General features: G+C 39.1%; 26 protein-coding genes and 1 other RNA gene. 17 read left to right on the top strand and 10 right to left on the bottom strand.

The features are described from left to right. Nucleotide 1 precedes the first annotated feature (1 nt). Together SULBA_RS02500 and SULBA_RS13070 are read left to right on the top strand one after the other, a co-directional pair. Nucleotides 2-1108 (top strand): hypothetical protein, encoded by a 1107-nt coding sequence (locus tag SULBA_RS02500; RefSeq protein WP_216593426.1) that lies wholly within the window; start codon nucleotides 2-4, stop codon nucleotides 1106-1108. Beyond that, nucleotides 1101-1292, top strand: a complete 192-nt coding sequence (locus SULBA_RS13070) for a hypothetical protein (RefSeq protein ID WP_216593427.1) — start codon at nucleotides 1101-1103, stop codon at nucleotides 1290-1292. Before SULBA_RS02500 ends, SULBA_RS13070 begins: the two co-directional genes overlap by 8 nt. A gap of 192 nt (nucleotides 1293-1484) precedes the next feature. Here SULBA_RS13070 and SULBA_RS02505 read toward each other — a convergent pair whose 3' ends face one another. Continuing rightward, on the bottom strand, nucleotides 1485-2156 hold the full coding sequence (locus SULBA_RS02505) for an MqnA/MqnD/SBP family protein (RefSeq protein ID WP_014768700.1): 672 nt from the start codon (nucleotides 2154-2156) through the stop codon (nucleotides 1485-1487). A 138-nt stretch (nucleotides 2157-2294) separates the two neighbouring features. Here SULBA_RS02505 and SULBA_RS02510 point away from each other — a divergent pair, with 138 nt between their 5' ends. Next, a complete protein-coding gene (locus SULBA_RS02510; RefSeq protein ID WP_014768701.1) occupies nucleotides 2295-3533 on the top strand; it encodes a DEAD/DEAH box helicase in 1239 nt (412 codons plus the stop codon). 161 nt (nucleotides 3534-3694) lie between these two features. On the opposite strand, the gene SULBA_RS02515 is transcribed toward SULBA_RS02510, so the two are convergent. The 5 genes from SULBA_RS02515 to ssrA all read right to left on the bottom strand — a co-directional run bounded on the left by SULBA_RS02515 (nucleotide 3695) and on the right by ssrA (nucleotide 8624). Then, nucleotides 3695-5035: a GntP family permease gene (locus SULBA_RS02515; protein WP_014768702.1), complete on the bottom strand. Its 1341-nt coding sequence runs from the start codon at nucleotides 5033-5035 to the stop codon at nucleotides 3695-3697. Nucleotides 5036-5130: 95 nt separating this feature from the next. Further along, entirely contained in the window at nucleotides 5131-6759 is a 1629-nt protein-coding gene (locus SULBA_RS02520; protein ID WP_014768703.1) for a YcaO-like family protein, read from the bottom strand. 70 nt (nucleotides 6760-6829) lie between these two features. After that, nucleotides 6830-7744, bottom strand: a complete 915-nt coding sequence (locus tag SULBA_RS02525; protein ID WP_014768704.1) for an SPFH domain-containing protein — start codon at nucleotides 7742-7744, stop codon at nucleotides 6830-6832. Between the two features lie 18 nt (nucleotides 7745-7762). Continuing rightward, nucleotides 7763-8200, bottom strand: a complete 438-nt coding sequence (locus tag SULBA_RS02530; protein WP_014768705.1) for an NfeD family protein — start codon at nucleotides 8198-8200, stop codon at nucleotides 7763-7765. 50 nt (nucleotides 8201-8250) lie between these two features. Continuing rightward, nucleotides 8251-8624: a transfer-messenger RNA gene (ssrA, locus tag SULBA_RS12845) on the bottom strand. A 77-nt stretch (nucleotides 8625-8701) separates the two neighbouring features. Here ssrA and SULBA_RS02535 point away from each other — a divergent pair. Continuing rightward, nucleotides 8702-9202 carry a hypothetical protein gene (locus tag SULBA_RS02535; protein ID WP_014768706.1) on the top strand — a complete coding sequence of 167 codons (501 nt, stop codon included), beginning with the start codon at nucleotides 8702-8704 and terminating at the stop codon, nucleotides 9200-9202. A gap of 73 nt (nucleotides 9203-9275) precedes the next feature. Here SULBA_RS02535 and SULBA_RS02540 read toward each other — a convergent pair whose 3' ends face one another. Continuing rightward, on the bottom strand, nucleotides 9276-10499 hold the full coding sequence (locus SULBA_RS02540; RefSeq protein WP_014768707.1) for an ATP-binding protein: 1224 nt from the start codon (nucleotides 10497-10499) through the stop codon (nucleotides 9276-9278). Then, on the bottom strand, nucleotides 10483-10875 hold the full coding sequence (locus SULBA_RS12695; protein ID WP_014768708.1) for a hypothetical protein: 393 nt from the start codon (nucleotides 10873-10875) through the stop codon (nucleotides 10483-10485). The genes SULBA_RS02540 and SULBA_RS12695 overlap by 17 nt, the downstream gene beginning before the upstream one ends. A 217-nt stretch (nucleotides 10876-11092) precedes the next feature. Here SULBA_RS12695 and SULBA_RS02545 point away from each other — a divergent pair, with 217 nt between their 5' ends. The 7 genes from SULBA_RS02545 (at nucleotide 11093) to SULBA_RS13285 (ending at nucleotide 15577) form a co-directional block, all read left to right on the top strand. Beyond that, nucleotides 11093-11767: a response regulator transcription factor gene (locus SULBA_RS02545; protein WP_014768709.1), complete on the top strand. Its 675-nt coding sequence runs from the start codon at nucleotides 11093-11095 to the stop codon at nucleotides 11765-11767. 165 nt (nucleotides 11768-11932) lie between these two features. Beyond that, on the top strand, nucleotides 11933-12922 hold the full coding sequence (locus tag SULBA_RS02550; RefSeq protein ID WP_014768710.1) for a TRAP transporter substrate-binding protein: 990 nt from the start codon (nucleotides 11933-11935) through the stop codon (nucleotides 12920-12922). A 90-nt stretch (nucleotides 12923-13012) separates the two neighbouring features. After that, nucleotides 13013-13576 carry a TRAP transporter small permease gene (locus SULBA_RS02555; protein WP_014768711.1) on the top strand — a complete coding sequence of 188 codons (564 nt, stop codon included), beginning with the start codon at nucleotides 13013-13015 and terminating at the stop codon, nucleotides 13574-13576. Then, on the top strand, nucleotides 13563-14846 hold the full coding sequence (locus tag SULBA_RS02560) for a TRAP transporter large permease (protein ID WP_014768712.1): 1284 nt from the start codon (nucleotides 13563-13565) through the stop codon (nucleotides 14844-14846). The genes SULBA_RS02555 and SULBA_RS02560 overlap by 14 nt, the downstream gene beginning before the upstream one ends. 110 nt (nucleotides 14847-14956) lie before the next feature. Further along, nucleotides 14957-15250, top strand: coding sequence for a nucleotidyltransferase family protein (locus SULBA_RS02565; protein ID WP_014768713.1), 294 nt, complete (start codon nucleotides 14957-14959; stop codon nucleotides 15248-15250). After that, nucleotides 15243-15422 carry a HepT-like ribonuclease domain-containing protein gene (locus tag SULBA_RS12700; RefSeq protein WP_050985269.1) on the top strand — a complete coding sequence of 60 codons (180 nt, stop codon included), beginning with the start codon at nucleotides 15243-15245 and terminating at the stop codon, nucleotides 15420-15422. Before SULBA_RS02565 ends, SULBA_RS12700 begins: the two co-directional genes overlap by 8 nt. Beyond that, nucleotides 15398-15577, top strand: coding sequence for a HepT-like ribonuclease domain-containing protein (locus SULBA_RS13285; RefSeq protein ID WP_425353010.1), 180 nt, complete (start codon nucleotides 15398-15400; stop codon nucleotides 15575-15577). Before SULBA_RS12700 ends, SULBA_RS13285 begins: the two co-directional genes overlap by 25 nt. Nucleotides 15578-15751: 174 nt before the next feature. Here the strand turns inward: SULBA_RS13285 and SULBA_RS02575 are convergent, their stop codons facing one another. Next, a complete protein-coding gene (locus SULBA_RS02575) occupies nucleotides 15752-16132 on the bottom strand; it encodes a HepT-like ribonuclease domain-containing protein (RefSeq protein ID WP_014768714.1) in 381 nt (126 codons plus the stop codon). Then, nucleotides 16125-16415 (bottom strand): nucleotidyltransferase family protein, encoded by a 291-nt coding sequence (locus SULBA_RS02580; RefSeq protein ID WP_014768715.1) that lies wholly within the window; start codon nucleotides 16413-16415, stop codon nucleotides 16125-16127. The genes SULBA_RS02575 and SULBA_RS02580 overlap by 8 nt, the downstream gene beginning before the upstream one ends. Before the next feature lie 110 nt (nucleotides 16416-16525). Between SULBA_RS02580 and SULBA_RS02585 the strand changes: the two genes are divergently transcribed. The 6 genes from SULBA_RS02585 (at nucleotide 16526) to SULBA_RS02605 (ending at nucleotide 21422) form a co-directional block, all read left to right on the top strand. Further along, complete coding sequence (locus SULBA_RS02585) at nucleotides 16526-18016, top strand: OprD family outer membrane porin (protein ID WP_245391431.1); 1491 nt, start codon at nucleotides 16526-16528, stop codon at nucleotides 18014-18016. 157 nt (nucleotides 18017-18173) lie between these two features. Beyond that, nucleotides 18174-18455 carry a type II toxin-antitoxin system Phd/YefM family antitoxin gene (locus SULBA_RS02590; protein WP_014768717.1) on the top strand — a complete coding sequence of 94 codons (282 nt, stop codon included), beginning with the start codon at nucleotides 18174-18176 and terminating at the stop codon, nucleotides 18453-18455. Continuing rightward, nucleotides 18442-18765 (top strand): type II toxin-antitoxin system RelE/ParE family toxin, encoded by a 324-nt coding sequence (locus SULBA_RS02595; RefSeq protein WP_014768718.1) that lies wholly within the window; start codon nucleotides 18442-18444, stop codon nucleotides 18763-18765. Before SULBA_RS02590 ends, SULBA_RS02595 begins: the two co-directional genes overlap by 14 nt. 166 nt (nucleotides 18766-18931) lie before the next feature. After that, nucleotides 18932-19309, top strand: a complete 378-nt coding sequence (locus tag SULBA_RS13010) for a hypothetical protein (RefSeq protein ID WP_050985270.1) — start codon at nucleotides 18932-18934, stop codon at nucleotides 19307-19309. Then, a complete protein-coding gene (locus SULBA_RS02600; protein WP_172634066.1) occupies nucleotides 19270-20148 on the top strand; it encodes an OprD family outer membrane porin in 879 nt (292 codons plus the stop codon). The genes SULBA_RS13010 and SULBA_RS02600 overlap by 40 nt, the downstream gene beginning before the upstream one ends. A 155-nt stretch (nucleotides 20149-20303) precedes the next feature. Further along, nucleotides 20304-21422 carry an ABC transporter substrate-binding protein gene (locus tag SULBA_RS02605; protein ID WP_014768719.1) on the top strand — a complete coding sequence of 373 codons (1119 nt, stop codon included), beginning with the start codon at nucleotides 20304-20306 and terminating at the stop codon, nucleotides 21420-21422. Nucleotides 21423-21476 lie beyond the last annotated feature (54 nt).

Genomic DNA, 21476 nt, shown 5'->3' on the forward strand with positions numbered 1-21476 from the left:
CATGCGTTATGTCAAACCTCTTTTTCTCGTGCTTCTTGTGGTCTTTTTTGTTGGGTGTACGCCATCACCAATGCTTTCCCAAAACGATGATGAACGTGCAACGTCCGTACTTTATGAGCGTGCATTTGAGGCACAAACACCCAATGTCGCACTGCTCAATCTTTTTTTCACACAAATGCCCAAAGGGGGCGATTTGCATCATCACTATTCAGGCTCCATTTACGTAGAAACCTATCTTGAATGGGTGAAGCATAAAGAGTGGTTGATTGATACGTGTAGCTTCAAAATTGTCAAAACCAAAGGCGATACAACGTGCAAAAGCATAAGCGTTGATGAACTTATCGCCAACGATGCTTTGTACCGTAAACTACTCACGCTTTGGTCTAACAAAGATTTTTCAAACCATACCCATGAGCAACTTCCGCCCGATAGCAACTTTTTCAACACCTTTGGCTATTTTTCGCCTATTTCAGATCAGTATGTAGATGTGGGATTGCAGATGATTAAAGAGCGTGCACTGAATGAAAATGTCTCTTACATCGAGACAATGCTTTCACGTGTGGGAGTCAATAGTACGGCATTTTTTAGTACGCAAGAGGCGCAATATCTCAACAAGGCTCTTCGTAACGCCACCACGCAAGAAGAAGTCAACACCCTTTTGGAACACATCACAGCGACCTATGCACGCCATCAAGCGTTTGATGCCAGTGTACGTGATTTTATCGGTACGTTAGAGCGCCGCCATCAAGGTATCGATACAGAGAATTTTACATTGCGCTATCAAACCTATGCGGTAAGAACACTCGACCCACTTCAAGTCTACACAGATTTGCTTTCTGGCTATCAAGCAGCGCTTCGCTCTGCATTGGTGGTGGGCGTCAACATCGTAGCACCTGAAAATAATACCGTAGCTATCAATGATTATACCCTGCATATGCGTATGTTTGCCTACCTTGCACGTCAGTATCCTGAAGTTCCACGCGCCCTTCATGCAGGTGAGCTTACCCTTGGTATGGTGGAACCCAAAGAGCTTTTGTTTCACATCACGCAAGCACAGAGTATTGCAAAGGCAAATCGCATCGGGCAATGGGGTAGGCATCGTGTATGAAAAAGAGGCTCTTTGGCTTTTAAAAGCCCTAAAAGAGCATGCAGCCGTGGAGATAAATTTGACAAGCAATGCCTTTATTTTAGGTGTTGAAGGTGCGAAACATCCCTATCCCCTTTATGCGGCATATGGCGTACCTCTTGTGATATTTGCACAGATGATTCAGGTGTTTCAAGGGGCAATTTAACACAAGAATATGTCCTACTTGCTAGCTCCTATCATCCGAGCTACGCCACCATTAAACAGTATGTTTACAACACCATTGAGTATTCATTTTTAAAACCTGAGGAAAAAGCCACGATGAGAATGGCGTTAAGCAAAAAATTTCAACGCTTTGAAAAAGAGATGCATGACTTTTCAAACGCTTTAAAGAAGTAGCCTATGCGTTATGCTGAAGCATGCGTACTTTTTTTAGGAACATAAAAAGTGCTTTTTGCTCTTTTTTGCCAATGGTGTAGCTAATGACTTTGAGGTATTCTTGAATATCGTGTGTGCTAATTCCTCGCTCTTTAGCGTATGTTTCCAATATATAGCGGGGAATTTTTATAGGTTTGCGTACGATAGCATGAGCGAGTCTTTTGTAAAAACTTTGGTGTTCATTGACGCAAAAACGTGCAAAGACAAAGGGCAGATGGTAACGCTGCGTCCACACCTGCGCCAAATCAATATACGCCTCAGGCTCGTTTAAATAGAGCTTCAGTGCTCTATCGCCAATAAAAACTTCCCCCTCAATACCCAAAACATTTGCCAGTTTATTCGATGTAGCAGATGCGGGATCCTTTTTAGGCAGAGAATTTTTTTTCACAAGAACACTTTTTACATGCCTTTTTGCCACAATACCAACATTTAAAGGGGTCAGTGTTTTGCGTGTACTCTCCACGCTGGAGATAACAGCAGCATGAACTTTACGTGTACGCAGTTTGGCATTAATGTTGGAGGGAACATCTTTGTGGTGTTCGCACGAGCGTTTAAAAGCACTTGGAAGTGAAGCTTTTTTAAGAAAAACATGAAAGGGGAGCAGATTGATGTAGTCTATTTTTCCAAATAACATGAAAGGCCTTTGGGTGATCTAATCGCAAAGTATAGCCAATATGGACTGATAAAATTTTAAGACACGAAAACGAGACGATAACCTCCTCTAAAGAGAGATTATTCTACAATGGCACAAAGAAAAAAAGGATGCCAAACCATGCCATTTTCCACGTTCAAACTCTGCTCACACATTCAAGAAGCGCTTTTACATGTAGGATTTACTCACCCCACACCCATTCAAGAAAAAGTCATTCCACTTGTGTTAGAAAAAAAAGACATTCTGGCACGGGCGCAAACGGGAAGTGGAAAAAGTGCTTCGTTTGTTCTGCCTTTATTGGAGCTATGGAATGCTGATAAACAAGAGGGCAAAGCGAAGATAAAAGTGCTGGTTTTAACGCCAACCCGTGAGCTTTGTGTGCAAGTGGCTGAGGCGTTTGAAAGCTTTGGAGCGTTTTTACATGTAAAGCCAAAAGTGGTGAGTGTGATTGGTGGGGAGAAGATTGGCGAGCAACTCTACGATATTCAAAAAGGGTGCGACATTGTGGTGGCAACCTCAGGACGACTCTTGGATATTATGAGCAAAAAGCAGATTAATCTCTCTCATGTGGAGTTTTTTGTGCTTGATGAAGCGGATAAAATGCTTGATTTGGGCTTTGAGCAAGAGCTAAACGCCATCCTTGAGGTCTTACCAAAACAACGCCAAAACCTTCTTTTCTCAGCCACCTATCCTGAAAAAATGCAGACCATTGCCGCTAAGATAACAAAACGTGCGGTGGACGTGAGCATCGAAGCGGAAGCACCAACGGTTGAGCGCATCATGCAACGGGCTATTGAAGTCAATAAAGAAAACCGTGCGCCACTATTGCGCCACTTGTTGCGTGAAAATCAATGGGAATTGGTTTTGGTTTTTATGGCAAACAAGAGGGCTGCGGATAACATTGCGGTGAAGTTTCGCAAGCATGGTTTTTTGGCCGAATCCTTTCATGGTGATTTGCTTCAAGAAGACCGTGCTTGGACGCTCAAGTCCTTTAAAGAGCGCAAAATTCGTGTTTTATTTGCCACAGATATTGCCTCACGTGGGCTTGATATTGAAGCGGTGAGCTGTGTGATTAATTTTGATTTGCCGCGTGCAACGGAAGATTACATCCACCGCATCGGACGAACGGGACGTGCAGGTAAAGAGGGTTTGGCGATTTCGTTTATTGACCATGAAGACAAAGCGCACTTTGCGTTAATTGAAAAGCGTTGTGGGATGTGCGTTGTAAAAGAGCAAATAAAAGGGTTTGAACTCGTAGGCGAAGCACCCAAAAAAGAGAAGGGTGGTGCGCCGATTAAAGGGAAGCGCAAAAGTAAAAAAGATAAATTAAGAGAACAAAAAGAGGGTGCAAGCGCCTAAGCGCTTGCGTTAAAACGTTTACATTAGATTTCTTACAAACTTATTTTGCAAGAAAGAAAAGCACCAAAGGTGCGTGGGCATTCCGCCGAGGAAAACCCAGTGTTAACGTAGCCGTTAGAGCTTTGCTTTCACGGCGTGTTTAGAGTTCTGAAAGAACTCTATTATAAAAAGATAACTGACATAATCGCCACAATGCTAATGGTAACTAAGCCTTGAACCAGCGTTGCCATGGTGTAGGCTTTGTAGGACGTTGGAACATCCATCTGACTGAAACGTGATACGACCCAGAAAAAGCTGTCATTTGCGTGACTGACGGTAAGTGCTCCCGCACCAATCGCCATGACAGTTAAGACTTTGCCCATCTCGCTATCAAGCCCCAGACTTGCTAAAAGTGGATACATAATGGTTGAGGTCACCACCAGCGCTGTGGTAGATGAGCCTTGCGCGGTTTTAAGCGCTGCTGCAATGATAAAAGGCACAAATATACCCAGACTCAAGGTTTGAAGGCTCGCTCCTAAATAATCACCAATGCCACTGGCTTTTAGCACCGCACCCAAAGCACCACCCGCACCTGTAATAATGAGAATTTCACCTGAGCTTTTAATGCCCTCACCCACCCAGCCTGAAAGTGTCTCTTCATTCCATTTTGGTAACAATAAACTAGCAAACAAAACACCGACAAAAAGCGCATTGGCAGGGTTTCCTAAGAAAACAAACACTTTGTACCACAGCATATCGCTGGAGGCTTTAAAGGAGAGTTTGACAATGCTTTCCATCGCCATTAAAAGCACAGGAATAAAAATAGGCGCAAAGGATTTGAAGGCACTGGGAAGTTCTCCGTATTTTGCCATAACATCAACATCTTTTTCCAAATCCACATCAAGGTCTTCGCCACTGCTATAGCGTTTGCCTTGTTTCATCGCCCAAAAATAACCCGCTAGCATGGTAAACATCGAGATAAAAAGCCCAACAACAATGACAAAGCCTAAATTTCCCACCATGAGGTTCCCTGCCGCAGCAATAGGGCCTGGGGTGGGTGGAACGAGGGTGTGTGTGGCAAAAAGCCCTGTGGCAAGTGCCACACTCATCGCAACACCTGAGACTTTAAGCTGTTTAACTAAGGAGCGTTTGAGTGCGTTTAAAATGACAAATCCACTATCGCAAAAAACAGGGATGGAGACAATATACCCAATGATGGACATCGCAAGCACAGGGCGCCTTTTACCCACCACTTTTAAGACAACATTTGCCATTTGAACGGCGGCACCGCTTTTTTCAAGCACCACCCCAATGATGGTTCCAAGCACAATGACAATACCAATGTACGCCAAAATACCACCAAAACCCGTTGTGATGGTTTTTGCAATCTCTGCGTATTTCATCCCCACACTAAAAGCAATGCCATAGGCTGCAATCAGCAAAGCAAGGAAAGGGTGTAACTTCCATTTACTTGTTGAAAGCACGATAAAGCCAATTGCTACCAGCAAAATCACGATAAGCATTCTCACTCCTTTTTTAAGTTTTTAATTTAAAAACTCTCTTTAAACTAATGGAGAAATTATAGTGTAAAATCTGTGATTTTTAGCGTGATATAGCGTTACATGTAACGTACTATTTTTGCTTTTTTGTGCGCTAAGGTATCGTACATTTCAAGCATATTTGTGTAGTGCTCATGTAAGCTAATATCGATAAAATAAGCTTTTTTATCTAAAATAGCCTTTACATGTAAAACCTCTTTTTCTCCAAAAAGCGCATAAAATGCAGGAGCATACTCAGACCACTTAAGTTTTTGCAGGCGAAATTGGAGCATTTCACACAAAAGTGTTTTGAGTGGATGTGAGCTTAACTCCAAATACGCAAGCGCTTCTTCCTCATTTCCCAAAAGAAGGTGGAGTTGGGCTTTGAAGTCACACATATGAAAGTTTTGCTCAAAAATGACCCCCAAATATTTTTCCATATTCAAAGAATCCTCCAAAGGCTCAACCATCTCTAACAGCTCTTCTGGCTCGTAGTTCTCAAAAGAGAGAACGGCATTGCGAATAAATTTTCCCACATTGCGGTTTTGATAGACCATATCTTCAATGGGATAAACCTCCGAGAGGCTAGGGACAAGCATTTGACAGGAGTAAAAATCCAAATAGGTGTATTCTCTAAGATACATCTCTTTGCCCATCGCTTTAACAATGGCGCATAAAAAGGCGTATTCTGCCTCACTGCCTTCCCCCTCATACGCCCATGGGCTATAAGAGAAACTTTTGGTTTTACCTAAAAAAGAAAAGCCCATTTTCCCGTTAGAGTCGATGAAATGTGCTTCAAGATTGAAGCTATCGCTCACCAGATTCATATCAAAGGTGGGAATTTCAAACGTATCTAAATTTTCTAATCCTCGCCCTTGCATCAGCTCACTCATCGTTCTCTCTAAACTCACCTCTAAAATAGGATGCGCTCCAAAAGAGACAAAAAGGGTGTTGTTCTTTGGGTTAATCAGTGAAATGGCAGTGACAGGAAATTTCCCACCCAAAGAGGCATCAAGAACGTCTACGATAAATCCAGCACGTCTTAGTGCTTCTCTATCCGCATGAAGTTTTGGAAATTGCTCAATGATTTCCTCAGGGAAGAGGGGCAGTGCGTAGCCGTTTTTAATAATCTCAAACTTCACATAGCGCTCAAAAATCTCACTGAGTGCTTGCACTTTGGCTTCAGCAGGGGTATTGCCACTGGCAAGCCCGTTACTCACATAAAGATTGCTTAAAATGTTAATGGGAATGTAGACCTTCTCATTGCTAAACTCGCTTATAAAAGGAAGTGCAACCACTTTGTCTTCATAGTCGCTGTTAAAATCAACAAAGTCCTCATCGCTCATCTCATCATGGGGATTGTAGAGTGCTCGCAAGGAAGCATTCAAATAATCTTCTCCAAACTCAAACACCTTTTCATCAGGAAAATAAGCACGTTTGGGCAGATGAAAGTCAATGAAAAAATTGTTCGTTTGAAGCCTCTCAATGTATTCACCCAAAGCGCTGGCTTTAGATGCAAGTGAGAGTGCGCCTTTGCCATTAGAATAGATATGATTGGGAACATGGGTGGATGCAAGATTGATAGAGTAACAGTGGTTGAGGGGATGCTTCTCTTCTTTAAAATGAAGCCCAAAGTTGAGCTCTTCTAAAATGGATTGCATCGAGGCAATAGAATTTTCTAACGATTCGTTTTTGGAGAGAATGTGCATAAAAAGAGTGTTCCTTAAAAGTTTTGGGTTTACATGTAAAAAAGCCTTGCGACTCTTTTACATGTAAAGATTATTTTAATGTTGAAAAAAGCGTGCTAAGATTACCCGCAACGCCCTCTAGTGAGTGTTTTAAATCGGAGGGTATAAAGACCACTTTGCTGTTTGCGGAGTTGGCTAAGGCATGCACACTATCAAGGTAGCGTTGGGCTAAAAGGTAACTGGGCGCATCGCCATTTTTGATTTGTGAGGTAATGGCTTCCATCGCTTCTTTATCTCCATTGGCAAGGGCGACTTTTGCCTGCGCTTCTTTGCGTGAGGCTTCTAGTTTTCCCTCCGCTTCTAAAATCATGGATTGTTTTAAGCCCTCCGCTTTGGCAATAGCAGCTTGTTTTTCACCCTCTGCTTTCATAATGAGCGCTTTTTTCTCTCGCTCTGCGGCAGCTTGTTTTTCCATCGCTTCTTGCAGATTATCGCTGGGGCGAATGTCTTGAACTTCAACAGCTGTAAGCGATAAGCCCCACTGTTCCAAGTGGTCACTTATCTTCTCTGAGACGGAGGCTTTAATGGCTTCTCTGCCTGAAAGTGAGGCATCGAGTTCCATATTTCCAATGACGGAGCGAAGCGTCGTTGCTGCCATATTTGCCACGGCTAATTCAAAATTATCAATGGAATAAACCGCTTTAGCAGGCTCACTGATTTTGTAAAAGACCACCGCACTAATAATCACCACAGCGTTATCTTTGGTAATGACCTCTTGCGCTTTCATCTGTTGAATCAGCTCTTTGGTGTTCAGTTTGACTTGCACCTGATCTAAAATAGGAATTAAAAAATTAAGCCCTGGTTTTAAAATGATATGAAATTTCCCCAGTCGTTCCACCACCCACTCTTCACCTTGTGGCACAATGCGAATCATTTGGTAGAGCAAATAAGCTCCCGCTAAAAGTAAAATAACAAAAAATGAGAGACTAAGGTCGAGTTGGTTCATATAAAACTCCTTATACGTTTAAATAGGTTTAATGTCTAAATAGTGCCCATGAATGGCAATAATTTCAATGGAAGTCCCAATGTCTAACGTCACATCGGTAACAGTTTTGGCATCCCATTGGCTGCTTCCAAGTACGGGAACCACAAGCTGCACCCGCCCATTTTTTTCAGGGCTAATGGTTTCAATGACTTTGCCTTTAACCCCAATAAATTCATCTGATTGCCCAATTTTAGAGCTAGGAACATCGGCAATACGTCTTTTTTTAAAGACAATAGCACCCACAAACATACCTAAAAGTGCCACAATGATTTGTAAAACAAGAGAATCTTCTATGAAATAAGAAAGCAGTGCTGAGCCAAAAAAGCCCAAGCCTAAAAACGTAGCAAAAAACGTAGGACTGGCAATTTCAAAGACAATGGCAAACACACCCAAAATTGCCCAAATATACCAAATCATCCATGCTCCTAAAAAGAATTTAAAAGCATTATACAAAAATAAAGAAAGAATGGTGGAGCTGTGGGGGATTGAACCCCAGTCCAAAAATAGCCACCTATGACGTCTACATGCTTAGATATTGTTGATAGTGTTTAATTTTGCTTCGTACAACAATCAGAAAACTACGCAAAACGAGCCTTTAACTTCGTTACATGTAAAGGCGTTCATGTAATATATCTACCATGGCTATGATACTTCCCAATCCTCCTTAGATAGAATCAAAGGGAGAAGCAGTCCGCTATTTGTTAAACTTACGCTACAGCGTAAGCGGGACGATAGTTACTGTTGTTAGCAGTTATTGTTTGAAGGTTGTGTAACGCAAGACCCTCACTCGCGACATGCAATCATAAGCTAAAACTACTCCTGTCGAAGCCATGTCAGCCCCATTCGAAGGAACGCAATTCTACCATAATAAATGAGAATTTTGCTATAATCCGCAAAAATAGTAAAGAAGGATTTCGTTTGACAAAAGTTATATCGTCTTTTTTTGTGGCATTTTTATTTTTATTCATGCAAGGATGTGCAACAAAAACACCTGCACCTCAGATTAACACCAAAAATGTTTCAAATGAAAAAGCAAGTACGGATTCAAAACTTACACCATTGGTTGGGAAAAACTACATTAAAGGTGTTATTATTTCCCTTAAACATGCTAATGATGGGCAAGGATGGAATTATGAAATTGATGGTATTGAAACCACCAATGGTAAATTACCTCGTGTGAATTTTAACCACAAATCTGTGTTGGCAAACGAGGGTGATTTAGTCTATGCTTCGTTTGATGGCATGCGTGTTTCCGAGATGTTTGTGATTAAAGCAGCGTATTTTAAAAATGGAAAGATTACTCCATCGCCTGTATACACCAAAAAGAAACCTACAACAGAGCCTGCATCAGCTGGAAAAAGAGACAAAGCCCATCAGGTTTTAAGTGTTCCAAAAGAAGAGACAATTAAACTCAACTAATTGTTAACCGATCGTTTACTTTGAGTTTCTATACTTCTCTTAGCGAATTTCATATTTTCTTCTGAAGTATAACTCAAAGGGGCGAACCGCCAAGCGCCTCTTTGGAATTTCTTTCTAACTCCACCGTAAAAATAGCCCCACCGTTTTCATTTCGAGCTTCAAGCTTCCCTTTCATACTTTTTTCAATAATCAACTTCGCCATATAAAGCCCAATGCCTGTTCCTTCATTTTGCTCTTTGGTGCTTATGTAAGGTTCAAAGATTTTTTCAATAGGCTCAATGGTAATGCCTCCACCGTTATCTTGAATAATTAAGAGTATGCTCATCGGTTTATTTTCCAGGCGAATAGTAATTTTCCCATCAGGTGTCCCTGAAGAGATAATGGCATCTTTTGCATTGGAAAGCAGATTCAAAATGACCTGTTCATATTCGTTCTTGTACCCTAAGATAGAAGCATCTTCTTGTATATCAACATCAATCTTAATACTTTGATTGGTAATTGACACACCAATAATACGTAATACTTCTTCTACAGATTCTTTAATACTAAACAGTTTTGGGTCTTTATTGGGCATAAAAAAATTACGAAAATCATCAATAGTATGGGACATATACTCAACAATATTCTCTGCCTCAGCGCATTTCGTCTCCATCCCTTTTTGGTCGAGTTTGTGCATGGCGTATTTAAGTTTGAGTGTCATAAGCAGGGCGGAGAGTTCGGAGAGCGGTTGTCTCCATTGGTGTGCTATGTTGCTAATCATCTCACCCAAAGCAATAAATTTTGCTTTTTGAATCAGAAGTTGTTCGTGTTCTCTGCTTTTTTGTATCTCTTCTCGCACACGGCTCTCTAGCGTGCGATTTAGGGCTTCAAGTTCTACTTTCTTTTGCTTCACTTGTGTATGATAATTATTTAAAAACCGCTCTATTTGTTTACCTAGCATAAGAGCAAAGGTATTAGCAACGAGTGCAAAGAGTAAAAAGATGATAATCGCTGAGGTGATTTCTAAGTTCATTTTTTGTTTAAAATCAGCCTTTGCAAGGGCTATTTCTGCATCTATATCATCCGCATAAGCACCTGCTGCAATAATAAGATTCCACTCTTTGTAGAGCTTAAAGTAAGAAATTTTTGGGCGTATTTCACCATTTTCTGGTTTTTTATAGAGATACTCAACAAAGGAGGAGCCTTTTTCATGAATGTCTTGCAAAAAGATTTTACGAAAGGCTTTGCCATTTTCATCGGTATACGCATCAGAGATGTACTCACCCTCAAGATCAGGACGGTTAGGATTGATGAGCATTTTTGCAAATTTCTCCCCCCCCTTCTATATCGATGACTTGATAAACAAAAATATAATTATGTTCTTGATCACCATAGCGAATATGACGTATCCAACGATAAACTTCTTGCTTGAGTGCTTCTTCTTTTTGAGCATCCAACAAAGGGATACTTTTTTTCTTAAACGCTATAAATTCTATAATGGCATCGACTTCACGTTTGAGGAGTTGTTGTTTATTTTCAACAAAAGTTCGTTTTGTATCTGCAATATGCACTTCTAAAATTTCATACTGTTTACTAATAAAAAAATAACCATTAAAAAGCATTAGCGCACTAATAATAAAAATAGTACTAACAATAATGATACGAGAGATATTACTTTCTTTAATGATTTTCAAAAAAAACTCCGTATTAGCTTGCTATAATAAACTTCTTGCAAAACTCATTTTGCAAGAAGGAAAAGCACCAAGGGTGCGTGGGCTTTCTGCCTAAGATTACCCAGTGTTAACGTAGCCTTTAGAGCTTTTGCTTTAAAGGCGTGTCAAGAGTTCTGCAAGAACTCGAATAATAAGAGACAAATGATAGTCATTCTTTCTTTAAATGTAAAGGGTTCTAATGGATGAGAAAATGCTTAAAAAATTAGCGCATTACAGAGTTTTATATGCAGAGGATGAGGCAGGGGTTCGAAAAAACGTTTATGAATTACTCAGCCTACTTTTTAAAGAAGTGTACCTTGCTCATGATGGGGAAGAAGCCTACGCTCTTTTTGAAGAGCACCATCCTGATCTCGTGATTACCGATATAAAAATGCCCCATTTAAGTGGCATTGAACTGGCTAAAAAGATACGTCAAAATACTGCACACGCACATATTATTATGATTACGGCGTATACGGAAGTTGATTTTATGCTTGAGGCGATTGAACTCTCATTGCTTCGCTACATTGTAAAACCTATTACCGAATCCAAACTCTTTGATGCGCTGGAAAAATTTTTACAAGCCAGTGAAAAAGAACATATTAAAGCATTAGCCCCTGAGTGGCATTACGATTTTTTACAAAAAAGTGTTATAAATGGCTTAGATGTGTATGAGTTAACCAAAAAAGAGGCGAAGCTAATAGAATTGCTTTTGCAAAAGGATTCTATTATTAGTTATGCAGAGATAGAAGAGAAATTATGGGAAGGTGAGTATATGAGTCTTAATGCCCTTCGCTTAATGATTAAAAATTTACGCAAGAAATTACCCGAAGGTGTTTTGAAAAATATACAGGGAATTGGTTACAAATTGTAACTACTTTTTTTAAATAAAGTTTAATTTTTATCTAAAATGTTACAAATAGAAACTCTATAGTGTTTAAATAAGAGTCATTTACTCTTTACATGTAAAGATACATAATTTTGACATAATTATCACCTATAATCGAAAGTGAAAATATTATTGAGTAAGGAGTTTTAAATGACAAAGTTTCTTAAAGTGATGGCAGCGGCAACGCTTCTCGTCTCTTCTGCAATCGCAGCGGAGTATACCATTAAGCTTACACACGTGGTAAGTCCAAATACCCCAAAAGGAAAAGGTGCTGATTTCTTTGCAAAAAGAGTGGGCGAACTTACAGGCGGTAAAGTTGAAGTCATTGTATTTCCAAACTCTCAACTTTACGGTGATGGCGAAGAGATGAAAGCACTTAAACTGGGGAATGCACATATTGCGATGCCTAGCTTTTCTAAGTTTACAAGCCTTGTTCCTGAGATGCAACTGTTTGACCTTCCGTTTATTTTTAGAGACAAAGACCATCTTTACAAAGTCTTAGATGGAGAAGTCGGTCAAATTTTAAAAGATAAAGTAACCGCTAAGGGCTTTGTGGCATTAGACTATTGGGATGCAGGTTTCAAACACCTCTCTTCAAATAAAAAAGCGATTCTTCTTCCTGAAGATGCAGCGGGTCAAAAATTTAGAATTATGAGTTCACATGTGCTTGAAGCACAGTTTAAAGCGGTGGGTGGAAATCCTCAAGTTTTACCATTTTCAGAAGTCTACTCAGCCCTTCAACAAGGCGTTGTGGATGGTGCAGAAAATCCTCTCTCAAACTTCTACACCAAAAAGTTTAACGAAGTTCAAACAGACTTAACCCTTTCAAATCACGGCTATTTAGGCTATTTAGTCATTATGAGTGAGAGCTTTTGGAAAAAATTTCCAAACGATTTAAAACCAATGGTACTTCAAGCGATGAAAGAAGCCACCGTATTTGAGCGAGAAGAGGCTGCACGTGATGATGACGATATGCTCGCAAAAATCAATGAGTACGCTAAAGCTTCTGGCAATCTTAAAGTACATACCCTAACACCAGAGCAAAAAGCGGCATGGCAAAAAGCGATGGAAGCAATTTATCCACAGTTTTACAAAGTGGTTGGTGAAGACTTAATTAAAAAAGTTCAAGCGGTTAAATAAACAGGTGAGCCAAAGACTCTTTGTTTAAACAAAGAGTCTTTTAGGGCTTTAGAGCATTACATGTAAAAATACAATGAAGAAGAAGAAACGATGAGAAAGTATTTTACAATCCTCGATTTAGGGGTTATGGCAATCAATAAAAATATTGCTGTCTTTGGTATCGCCTTGGGTGTTATTTTGGCGTTTACAAACGTAGTTTTGCGCTACTTTTTTGAGATGAGTCTTACCTGGGCAGGTGAGCTTACCAACTATTTATTTATGTGGTCAGCCCTTTTTGGTGCTGCGTATGGTTTCAAAAAAGGCGTGCATATTTCCGTCACCATGCTTTTAGAAAAGTTACCTCCTATGATGGCAAAAGTCATTTTAATGGGAGCCCATCTGTTTAGTTGTTTGTATTTGGGCTTAATGGCGTATTTGGGCTATGAGCTTACCTTGATGATGATAGATTTTGGTGAAATGAGCATTGATCTTCGTATTCCGATGTGGATTCCCCATCTTGTACTTCCTTTTGCTTTTATTGGCGCTTCTTTTCGTGCAGGTGAAAAAATATTTGAAGTCGCAGAAATGAACGCAAACAATGTTGTGGTAAACCATGAATTAGAAGCCATCAAAGATTCATTAGAGATAAGAGGAGTTAAAGATGTTAATGCTTAGTCTATTTGGATTGCTCTTCTTATTGATGTTTTTAGGCGTTCCTGTTTCCGTCTCTTTGGGCTCAAGTACGCTTATAACCGCTTATTTGTTCACCGATATGGATTTGATGGGCATTACCTCTCATGTTTTTGATGGTCTTAATAAATACACGCTTATGGCGATTCCTATGTTTATTTTAGCAGGCTCTTTTCTCTCAAAAGGTGGAGCAGCGCATCGTATTATTGATTTTGCAAAGTCTATTGTAGGACACCTTCCTGGTGGTCTTCCTATCTCAGCTATTTTTGCATCGATGATTTTTGCAGCTGTGAGTGGAAGTTCACCAGCAACCGTTGCTGCCATTGGCTCGGTGATGTTTTCCGCTATTAAAGAAGCGGGCTATCCTAGAGGCTACGCCATTGGTACGATTGCAACGTCAGGAAGTTTGGGCATTTTGATTCCACCTTCGATTGTTTTTATCGTTTATGGTGTTACGGCGGATCTTTCCATTGGAAAGCTGTTTATGGCGGGTGTTGTGCCAGGATTGTTGTTAGGCTTTATGCTTATGGCGCTTACCTATGTGGGTGCAGTTCGTTTAGGGTTTAAACGAGAAGAGCCCGCTCCTTTTAAAGTACGTTTGAAAAAATTTAAAGATGCTTTTTGGGCACTTATGCTCATTGTTTTGGTTATTGGTGGAATTTACGGTGGTCTTTTTACCCCAACAGAAGCAGGAGCTGCCAGTGCGGTGTATGCTTTTTTTGTCTCCGTGTTTGTCTATAAAGATTTAAAACTTAAAGATGTTTATCCTATTATCTTAGAATCCGCACTCACCAGTGCGATGATTTTCTTTATTATTGCCAATGCGATGATCTTTGCACACTTCTTAACCGATGAAACCATTCCGCAACAAATCACAAAAATGATTATAGATGCGAATGTTGGACCTGTTATGTTCCTTGTCATTGTCAATATTTTGTTGCTCTTAATGGGACAGTTTATGGAACCTAGCTCGGTTGTTATGATTACCGTGCCTCTTTTATTGCCATTGGTGATTGCCCTAGGAATTGATCCGATTCATTTTGGTGTTATTATGGTTGTCAACATGGAAATTGGTATGATAACCCCACCCGTTGGACTCAACCTCTTCGTAGCGGCGGGTATGACAGGGCTAAGCCTTAAAGAAGTTGTTGTGGCGGCACTTCCTTGGGTGGCAGTATTGTTCGTAGGGCTTCTTCTTATTACGTATATTCCTATCATCTCCTTGTGGTTACCACAGCTGATGTTTGGCGTATAATCTTTACATGTAAACCCAAAGAAGGTGTCTTCGCCTTCTTTGGGCTCATGTGTTTTTTTGATGCCCTCTTGTGCTATAATTCTCACATATTCCTTGAAAAAGGCTTCTAAATGATGACAAAAACATATATTTTAGATTTTTTAGCTTCCCACAAAATTGAACTTGCACAAAAATATGGTGTGAGAAAAATTGGTTTATTTGGCAGTTATGCAAGAGATGAGCAACGTGAAGACAGTGATATAGATATTGCAGTGGAAATAGAAAGCAATAACAAATTTAGAAGTTTCTTTAGTTTAAAATATTTTTTGGAGGATGCGTTTCGTAAGAAAATTGATTTGGGTATTGAAAGTGCTTTAAAACCTATGGCAAAAAAATATATTGATAAAGAAATCTTATATGCCTAAAAGAGACAATGAACTCTACTTACAAGATATTATAGAATCCGCAAATGCCATTAAACTCTATACAGCCGATATTGATTTCACACTCTTTTGTAACGATAGAAAAACTTATAGTGCTACCATAAAGAATATATCATTATTGGTGAAGCTATTACCCAACTCCTTGATGTATTAGAAGAAGAAAAACCAGACTATCCATGGAGAATGGTCAAAGACTTCAGAAATTTTATTGTGCATGAATATTTTGGAGTTGATGCAAAAATTGTTTGGGATTTAACAAAATTAGAATTAGACACACTACTGCAGTGTATACAAACGCTTAAACCATAAGCACGACACAAATGTAATTATCTTAAATACATTTCGTGTTACATGCAAGGAAATCTTACGTACCATATTTCTTCAAAAAACGAAAATAAGAAGTGTATAAAACCTTTTATCTCTAAGCTTTGAATGACGATAGTACCCTTACATGTAAACAAGAAAGCATTAAAAAGTTAACGCTTAGCCCTCGTGTGTAACATCAGCAATAATGCGATTAAGTATCTCCAAAAGAGGGATGATGTCATTTTGGCAAACATCATAAACGGCTTCAGCATCCAAATCAAAATAGTGATGCGTAAGAATATCTCTCATCCCCTTGATAGCTTTCCAGTTAATCTCAGGATAGTTTATAAGCAAAGAGTGATGTGTGAGTTTATCAATATGTTTAAGACTCTCACCAATGGCAATGAGTTGCATACAAAACGCATCAAGTTTTTCTAACCCTTCATCACTTGTAAGAAAATAATCCAAACTCGGAATTTTTGAGAATCGGTACAAAATTTTTTCTGCTGCATTTGCCGTTTGTTTTAGTGTTTCTAGCACTAAAAGAGTATTAGACATAAATGGCTTCTTTTGTAATTTGTTCTTTCAAAAAAGGATTCATCGTATCTCTTAATCGAATGACATCTACGGGTATTTTAAATGTTTCTTGTAATTCTTGACGAATCGCACAGAGTGTTAAGAGGTTTGGTTTATCTAATTGTACAATGACGTCAATATCACTCTCTTTCGTTGTTGTACCTTTAGCATAACTACCAAATAAACCAATTTTAGTGACAGAATATTTTTGATAAAATTCATCTTTATGGGTTTGCAAAAAAGACAAAATATCTTCACGACGCATAATGTGCCTCCTTTAAAGTGATTTGTTTACATTATAACACATTCAGTATCCCTTACATGTAAAGAAAAAAGTCCTAAAAAGTTAAAAGTTTAGCCCTGACCCCAAAGAAGATGTTACAAAGTGACCTCAAAGAGGCTTTTTCTTTAAAAATTTATTGTAATTTATTTTTTTTTGTGATAGACTTTGTTCGCTTTCAAAAAATTCAAGGAGACAATATGAAATTAGCTAAACTTAGCTTGGCGGCTATGGTAGTTGCAGGTCTTGCATCTAGCTCTTTTGCGGCAGATACATTGGCTGACGCATTCAAAAACGGAAAAGTATCAGGTGAAATTAAAGCATGGTATTTTGACAAAACAGTTGAAAATACTGATGCTGCAAAAGATAAAGAGAATAATGCAAACATTGCAAACTTTGGTTTAACCCTAGGTTTTGTCACTGACAGCTTGTATGGTTTCTATGCAGGTGCAACATTCCAAGGAAGTGCTACACCATTTATCGACAACGATGCTGAAGGTAAAAATACAGCAAAAGATGGTAAAGCAGATACTGCAAACTTTGGAACAACCAATGCCGCATCAGGTGCAGTGCTTTCTGAAGCATACTTAGGATACAAATTGGGAAAAACCGATGTTAAAGTAGGTCGCCAATTTATCTCTACTCCATTGGTAAACGGTTCTGGTTCACGTTTCTTTAAAGAGTCATTTGAGGGTGCAGTCCTTGTGAACACAGACCTTCCTCAAACAACTGTATTTGCAGGTTATGCAGGTAAATTTCAAGGTAGAACAAGTGCCGTTTCTGGTGATGGCTTAGGTGATGCACCAAGCTTTCATAAAAAAGCAGTTTACGCAGGTTTAAAAAATGCCCTAACTGGCAAATCAGCTACTGATTATACATCACGTGATGGTGGTTATACTGCAGGTGCTATTAATAAATCTATTAGCAACCTAACATTAACAGGTCAATACCTATTTGTTGACAATGCACATGATACTGATGGTGTTGATGTCTATTACACAGAGGCAAACTATGTACTTCCTATGAGTGGCTTTAAATTAGGATTTGATGCAACCTTTAGAGGGTCTCACACACGTGATGATTTAGACGCCTTAAATGCAAGCGGTCATATGTTCTCAGGTCGTGTATCTCTTAGCGGTCTTGCAGGCTTTGGTGCATCATTTGCAGCAGCAACAACCAGCAGTGACCACGTTCTCTTAGGTGCAGGTAATGGTCCAACAACCTATACCGCAACTATGATTGCAGGTGCAGCAACTCCAACTGCAGCGGCAAATACAGATTCTTACCTTTTCCAAGTTACCTATGATTTCTCAAAAGTAGGTGTTGCAGGTCTTACCGCTGTTGCACAATACGGATGGACAGAACAAGGAACTCAACCTAAACTTGATCTTGAGACAGGTAATTCAAGTAAAGTTAAAGGTACAGACCGTACAACGTATGCAGCAGGTGTAACCTATGCTGTTCCTGCACTTAAAGGTTTAACAACTTCATTGCAATATGAAGTTCAAGAAGCTGATAGTAAAACAGCAGGTACAAAGACTGTTGATACTGACGAAATGTGGTTTAAAGCGTCTTACAAATTCTAATTTGTACGATTCTTAAATCTTAAGAGGGTGGCACTCGCCACTCTCTTTTTTCTTCCACCCAAAAAGGGGTCAGGGCTTGACTTTACACTTTTGGCTTTTTTATACTAAATTAAGTCTTTATTTAATACCATCATTATTAAGGTTAAAGGAGGAAATGATGCATTTAAGTCAAGATATTAAACCTATCAGCTATCTGAAATCAAATACAGCTCAAGTTGTCAGTAGTGCCACTGAGACACAAAGAGCTATTTATATTACACAAAATGGTGAAGCTAAAGTGGTTATTCAAGATATAAAATCATTTGAAAATACTCAAAATACACTCACGCTTCTTAAATTAATTGTTCAAAGTGAAAATGAGATAAATGAAAATAAAGTGATAGAACAAGAGAATATGTTTCAAAATCTTGAAGAAAAACTTTTTCATGAAAACCTATAATGTCTACTGGACACAGAGTTCACAAAGTGATTTGGAATATATCATTGAGTATCTAAAGCGTGATAGTGTATCGCTTGCGAAAAAGATGTTTTTAGAAATCAAAGAAGCTTGCGATGCGTTGTATGTTTTTCCAGAACGAAAAAGAGTTGTACCAGAGTTACATTCCATAGGTATCATCCATTATCGAGAAATTATTTATAAACGATGGCGCATTGTCTTTAAAATAGAACAAACTTCTGTTTATGTTGTACTGATAGCAGATAGTAGTAGAAATTTTGAAGATTTGCTTTTACAACGCCTTCTTAAATAGTTTTTAGAAAATTAAACAGGACTTTACTTTACGCTTTTTACAGATGTTAAAGTCAATACCCTAATAGAAGACTATTTTTTCACCATTACTTTATTTGACTTTAGTCAATTTTTTTGTATACTTCTCTTCGTAACCAAACGGTAACACACATTTTTAAGGAGAAAATATGAAATTAGCTAAACTTAGCTTGGCGGCTATGATGGTTGCTGGACTTGCATCCAGTTCTTTTGCGGCGGACACTTTGGCAGACGCATTTAAAAATGGTAAAGTAAAAGGCGAGATTAAAGCGTATTACTTTAGTGGTGATGATGGCGATAGCAGAGAAGACATGTTTACAACAGGTCTTATGTTAAATTATAAAACAGATACATTGTATGGTTTGGTGCAAACTTTACTTTCCAAGGTAGTTCGTCTCCATTTTCAGACAATGATGGTGAAGCAAGATACCAAGGTAGCATGTATGGACCAGGTGCAGTTCTCTCAGAAGCATACCTTTCATACACAATGGGTAAAACCACTGCAATGGCAGGTCGTATGTTCTTAAGCACTCCACTTGTAAGTGGTAGCGGTTCTCGTGTTGTTAAAGAAGCGTTTGAAGGTGTTGCAGTTATTAACACTGACCTTCCTGATACAACATTGATTGCTGGTTATGTTCAAAAGTTTCAAGCAAGAACGGCTGGTGCTGACCATGATGCTCCTAAATTTACACGTGCATTTAAAACAGGTTCAGATGTTGCAAGTGGTGTAGAAGTAGATGATGGTGCTTATACATTAGCGGTTATTAATAAATCAATTACTGGCTTAACTTTAACAGCAGCGTATGCTAATGTGGTCGATATTATTCAGGTTGCATATGCAGAGGCTGATTATGAGGGCAAAGCAGGAGCATTTACCTATGGTTTAGCAGCACAATACTACTACAACAATGTTGATAGTGATTTTACAACAGATGATAATAATAACTTGTGGGGTGTAAAAGCAAGTATTGGTTATGATGCATTTGGTGCATATGTAGCATACTCAAAAGTTAATGACAAAGACAATGGTCTTGGTGGTGTTGTTTCTGGTTTAGGAAATGGTGCTGACCTTGCTTATACTGCTTCACCAATTAATTCAAACAGCTATAATAATGATACTGAAGCGTATAAAATTGGCGCAACGTATGCAATTATGAAAAACGCAAATGTTGGCGTAAGCTACACAGTCAATGAGATTGACTCAGCTGCATCAAATGCAGACAAATTTGCATTTGCGGCTGTTGAAGCAGACTATGCATTTGAAGGTGCTCTTAAAGGCCTTAGCACAACTGTTATTTATGAAGATGGCAGTAAAGATGCAAGTGGTACAGATGAATTGTGGGTAAAACTTAACTACAAATTCTAATTCTCCCTTTCGTAACAACCTCGCCTTTGGGCGGGGTTTCTTTTTTACACGTTTTTCTCTTCCTGCTCATTTTTTATACATCTTCTCTTTCGTATGAGATTCGATCTTAAGTAACTTTTTAGTACCATATTCGCTATCTATCCTAAGGAGTTTACATGAAGAAATTGGCGTTACTTGCTACATCGGCTGCCGTTTTGGCGACGTTTTCTTATGCAAAAGAGATTAATGTGGGTGTTGTTATGGCAATGAGTGGACCACTGGCTGCTTATGGGCAAACCACCTATGAGGGCATTGAGTTTGCAAACTCACTTCAACCAAAGCTAAAAAATGGTGATACCGTTAAACTTATTTTAGTGGATAACAAAGGCGATAAAGTTGAAACCGCCAATGCGACCACACGTCTTATAAGCTCAGACAAAGTGGTGGGAATTTTAGGGGCACTTACCAGTACCAATACGTCGCAAGTGATGGCAATTGCTGAGAAGAAAAGTATTCCTGTCATTGCACCTGTTGCGACCAATGATAAACTCACTGAAAATAAAAATTTTGCCAGCCGTGTTTGTTTCACAGACTCGTTTCAAGGTGCGGTGGTTGCAAACTATGCTGCTAAAGATTTAAATCTTAAAACAGCGGTTGTCGTGGTTGACCAAGCGCAAGTTTACTCTTTGGGACTTGCTAAAGCGTTTAAAGAATCGTTTGAAAAAGCAGGCGGTAAAATTGTTAAAGAGATTAAGGTAAGCTCAGGCGATAAAGATTTTAAAGCGGTTGTTTCTCAAATTAAAGCAGCCAATCCTGATTTTCTTTTCTTACCAATGTACCATCCTGAAGTTTCTATGATTGCACGTCAAGCAAAACAAATTGGTCTTAGTAAGCCAATGTTTTCAACCGATGGTGTTGCCAATCAGACTTTTATTGACTTAGGTGGAGATGCTGTTGAGGGACACATGTTTACAGATTTCTTTGATTACGGTGCGCCTCCAACACAAAAATCAAAAGATTTTATTGCAGCGTATGCGCAAAAAACAGGAAAGCAAGAGGTGAATTCGTTTGTTGCTTTAGGTGCAGATGCGTATAACGTCATGGTGGATGCAATGAACCGTTGTGCCAATCCAGAAGATAGCATTTGCATTAACAATGCTATTAAATCAACCGTCAATTTTGAGGGTGTTTCAGGTGTAATCAACCTTGATACAACAGGTAACTCTACTCGTTCTGCAGTTATCAAAGTCGTTACAAATGGAAAAGCGGTGTATAAATCTACTGTTAATCCTTAGTGCGTTTTTCTCCCTTTACATGTAAAGGGAGAAATTTTACAACAGTCACTTTTT

It is taken from the genome of Sulfurospirillum barnesii SES-3, from assembly GCF_000265295.1.
In the GTDB taxonomy this organism is placed as follows: domain Bacteria; phylum Campylobacterota; class Campylobacteria; order Campylobacterales; family Sulfurospirillaceae; genus Sulfurospirillum; species Sulfurospirillum barnesii.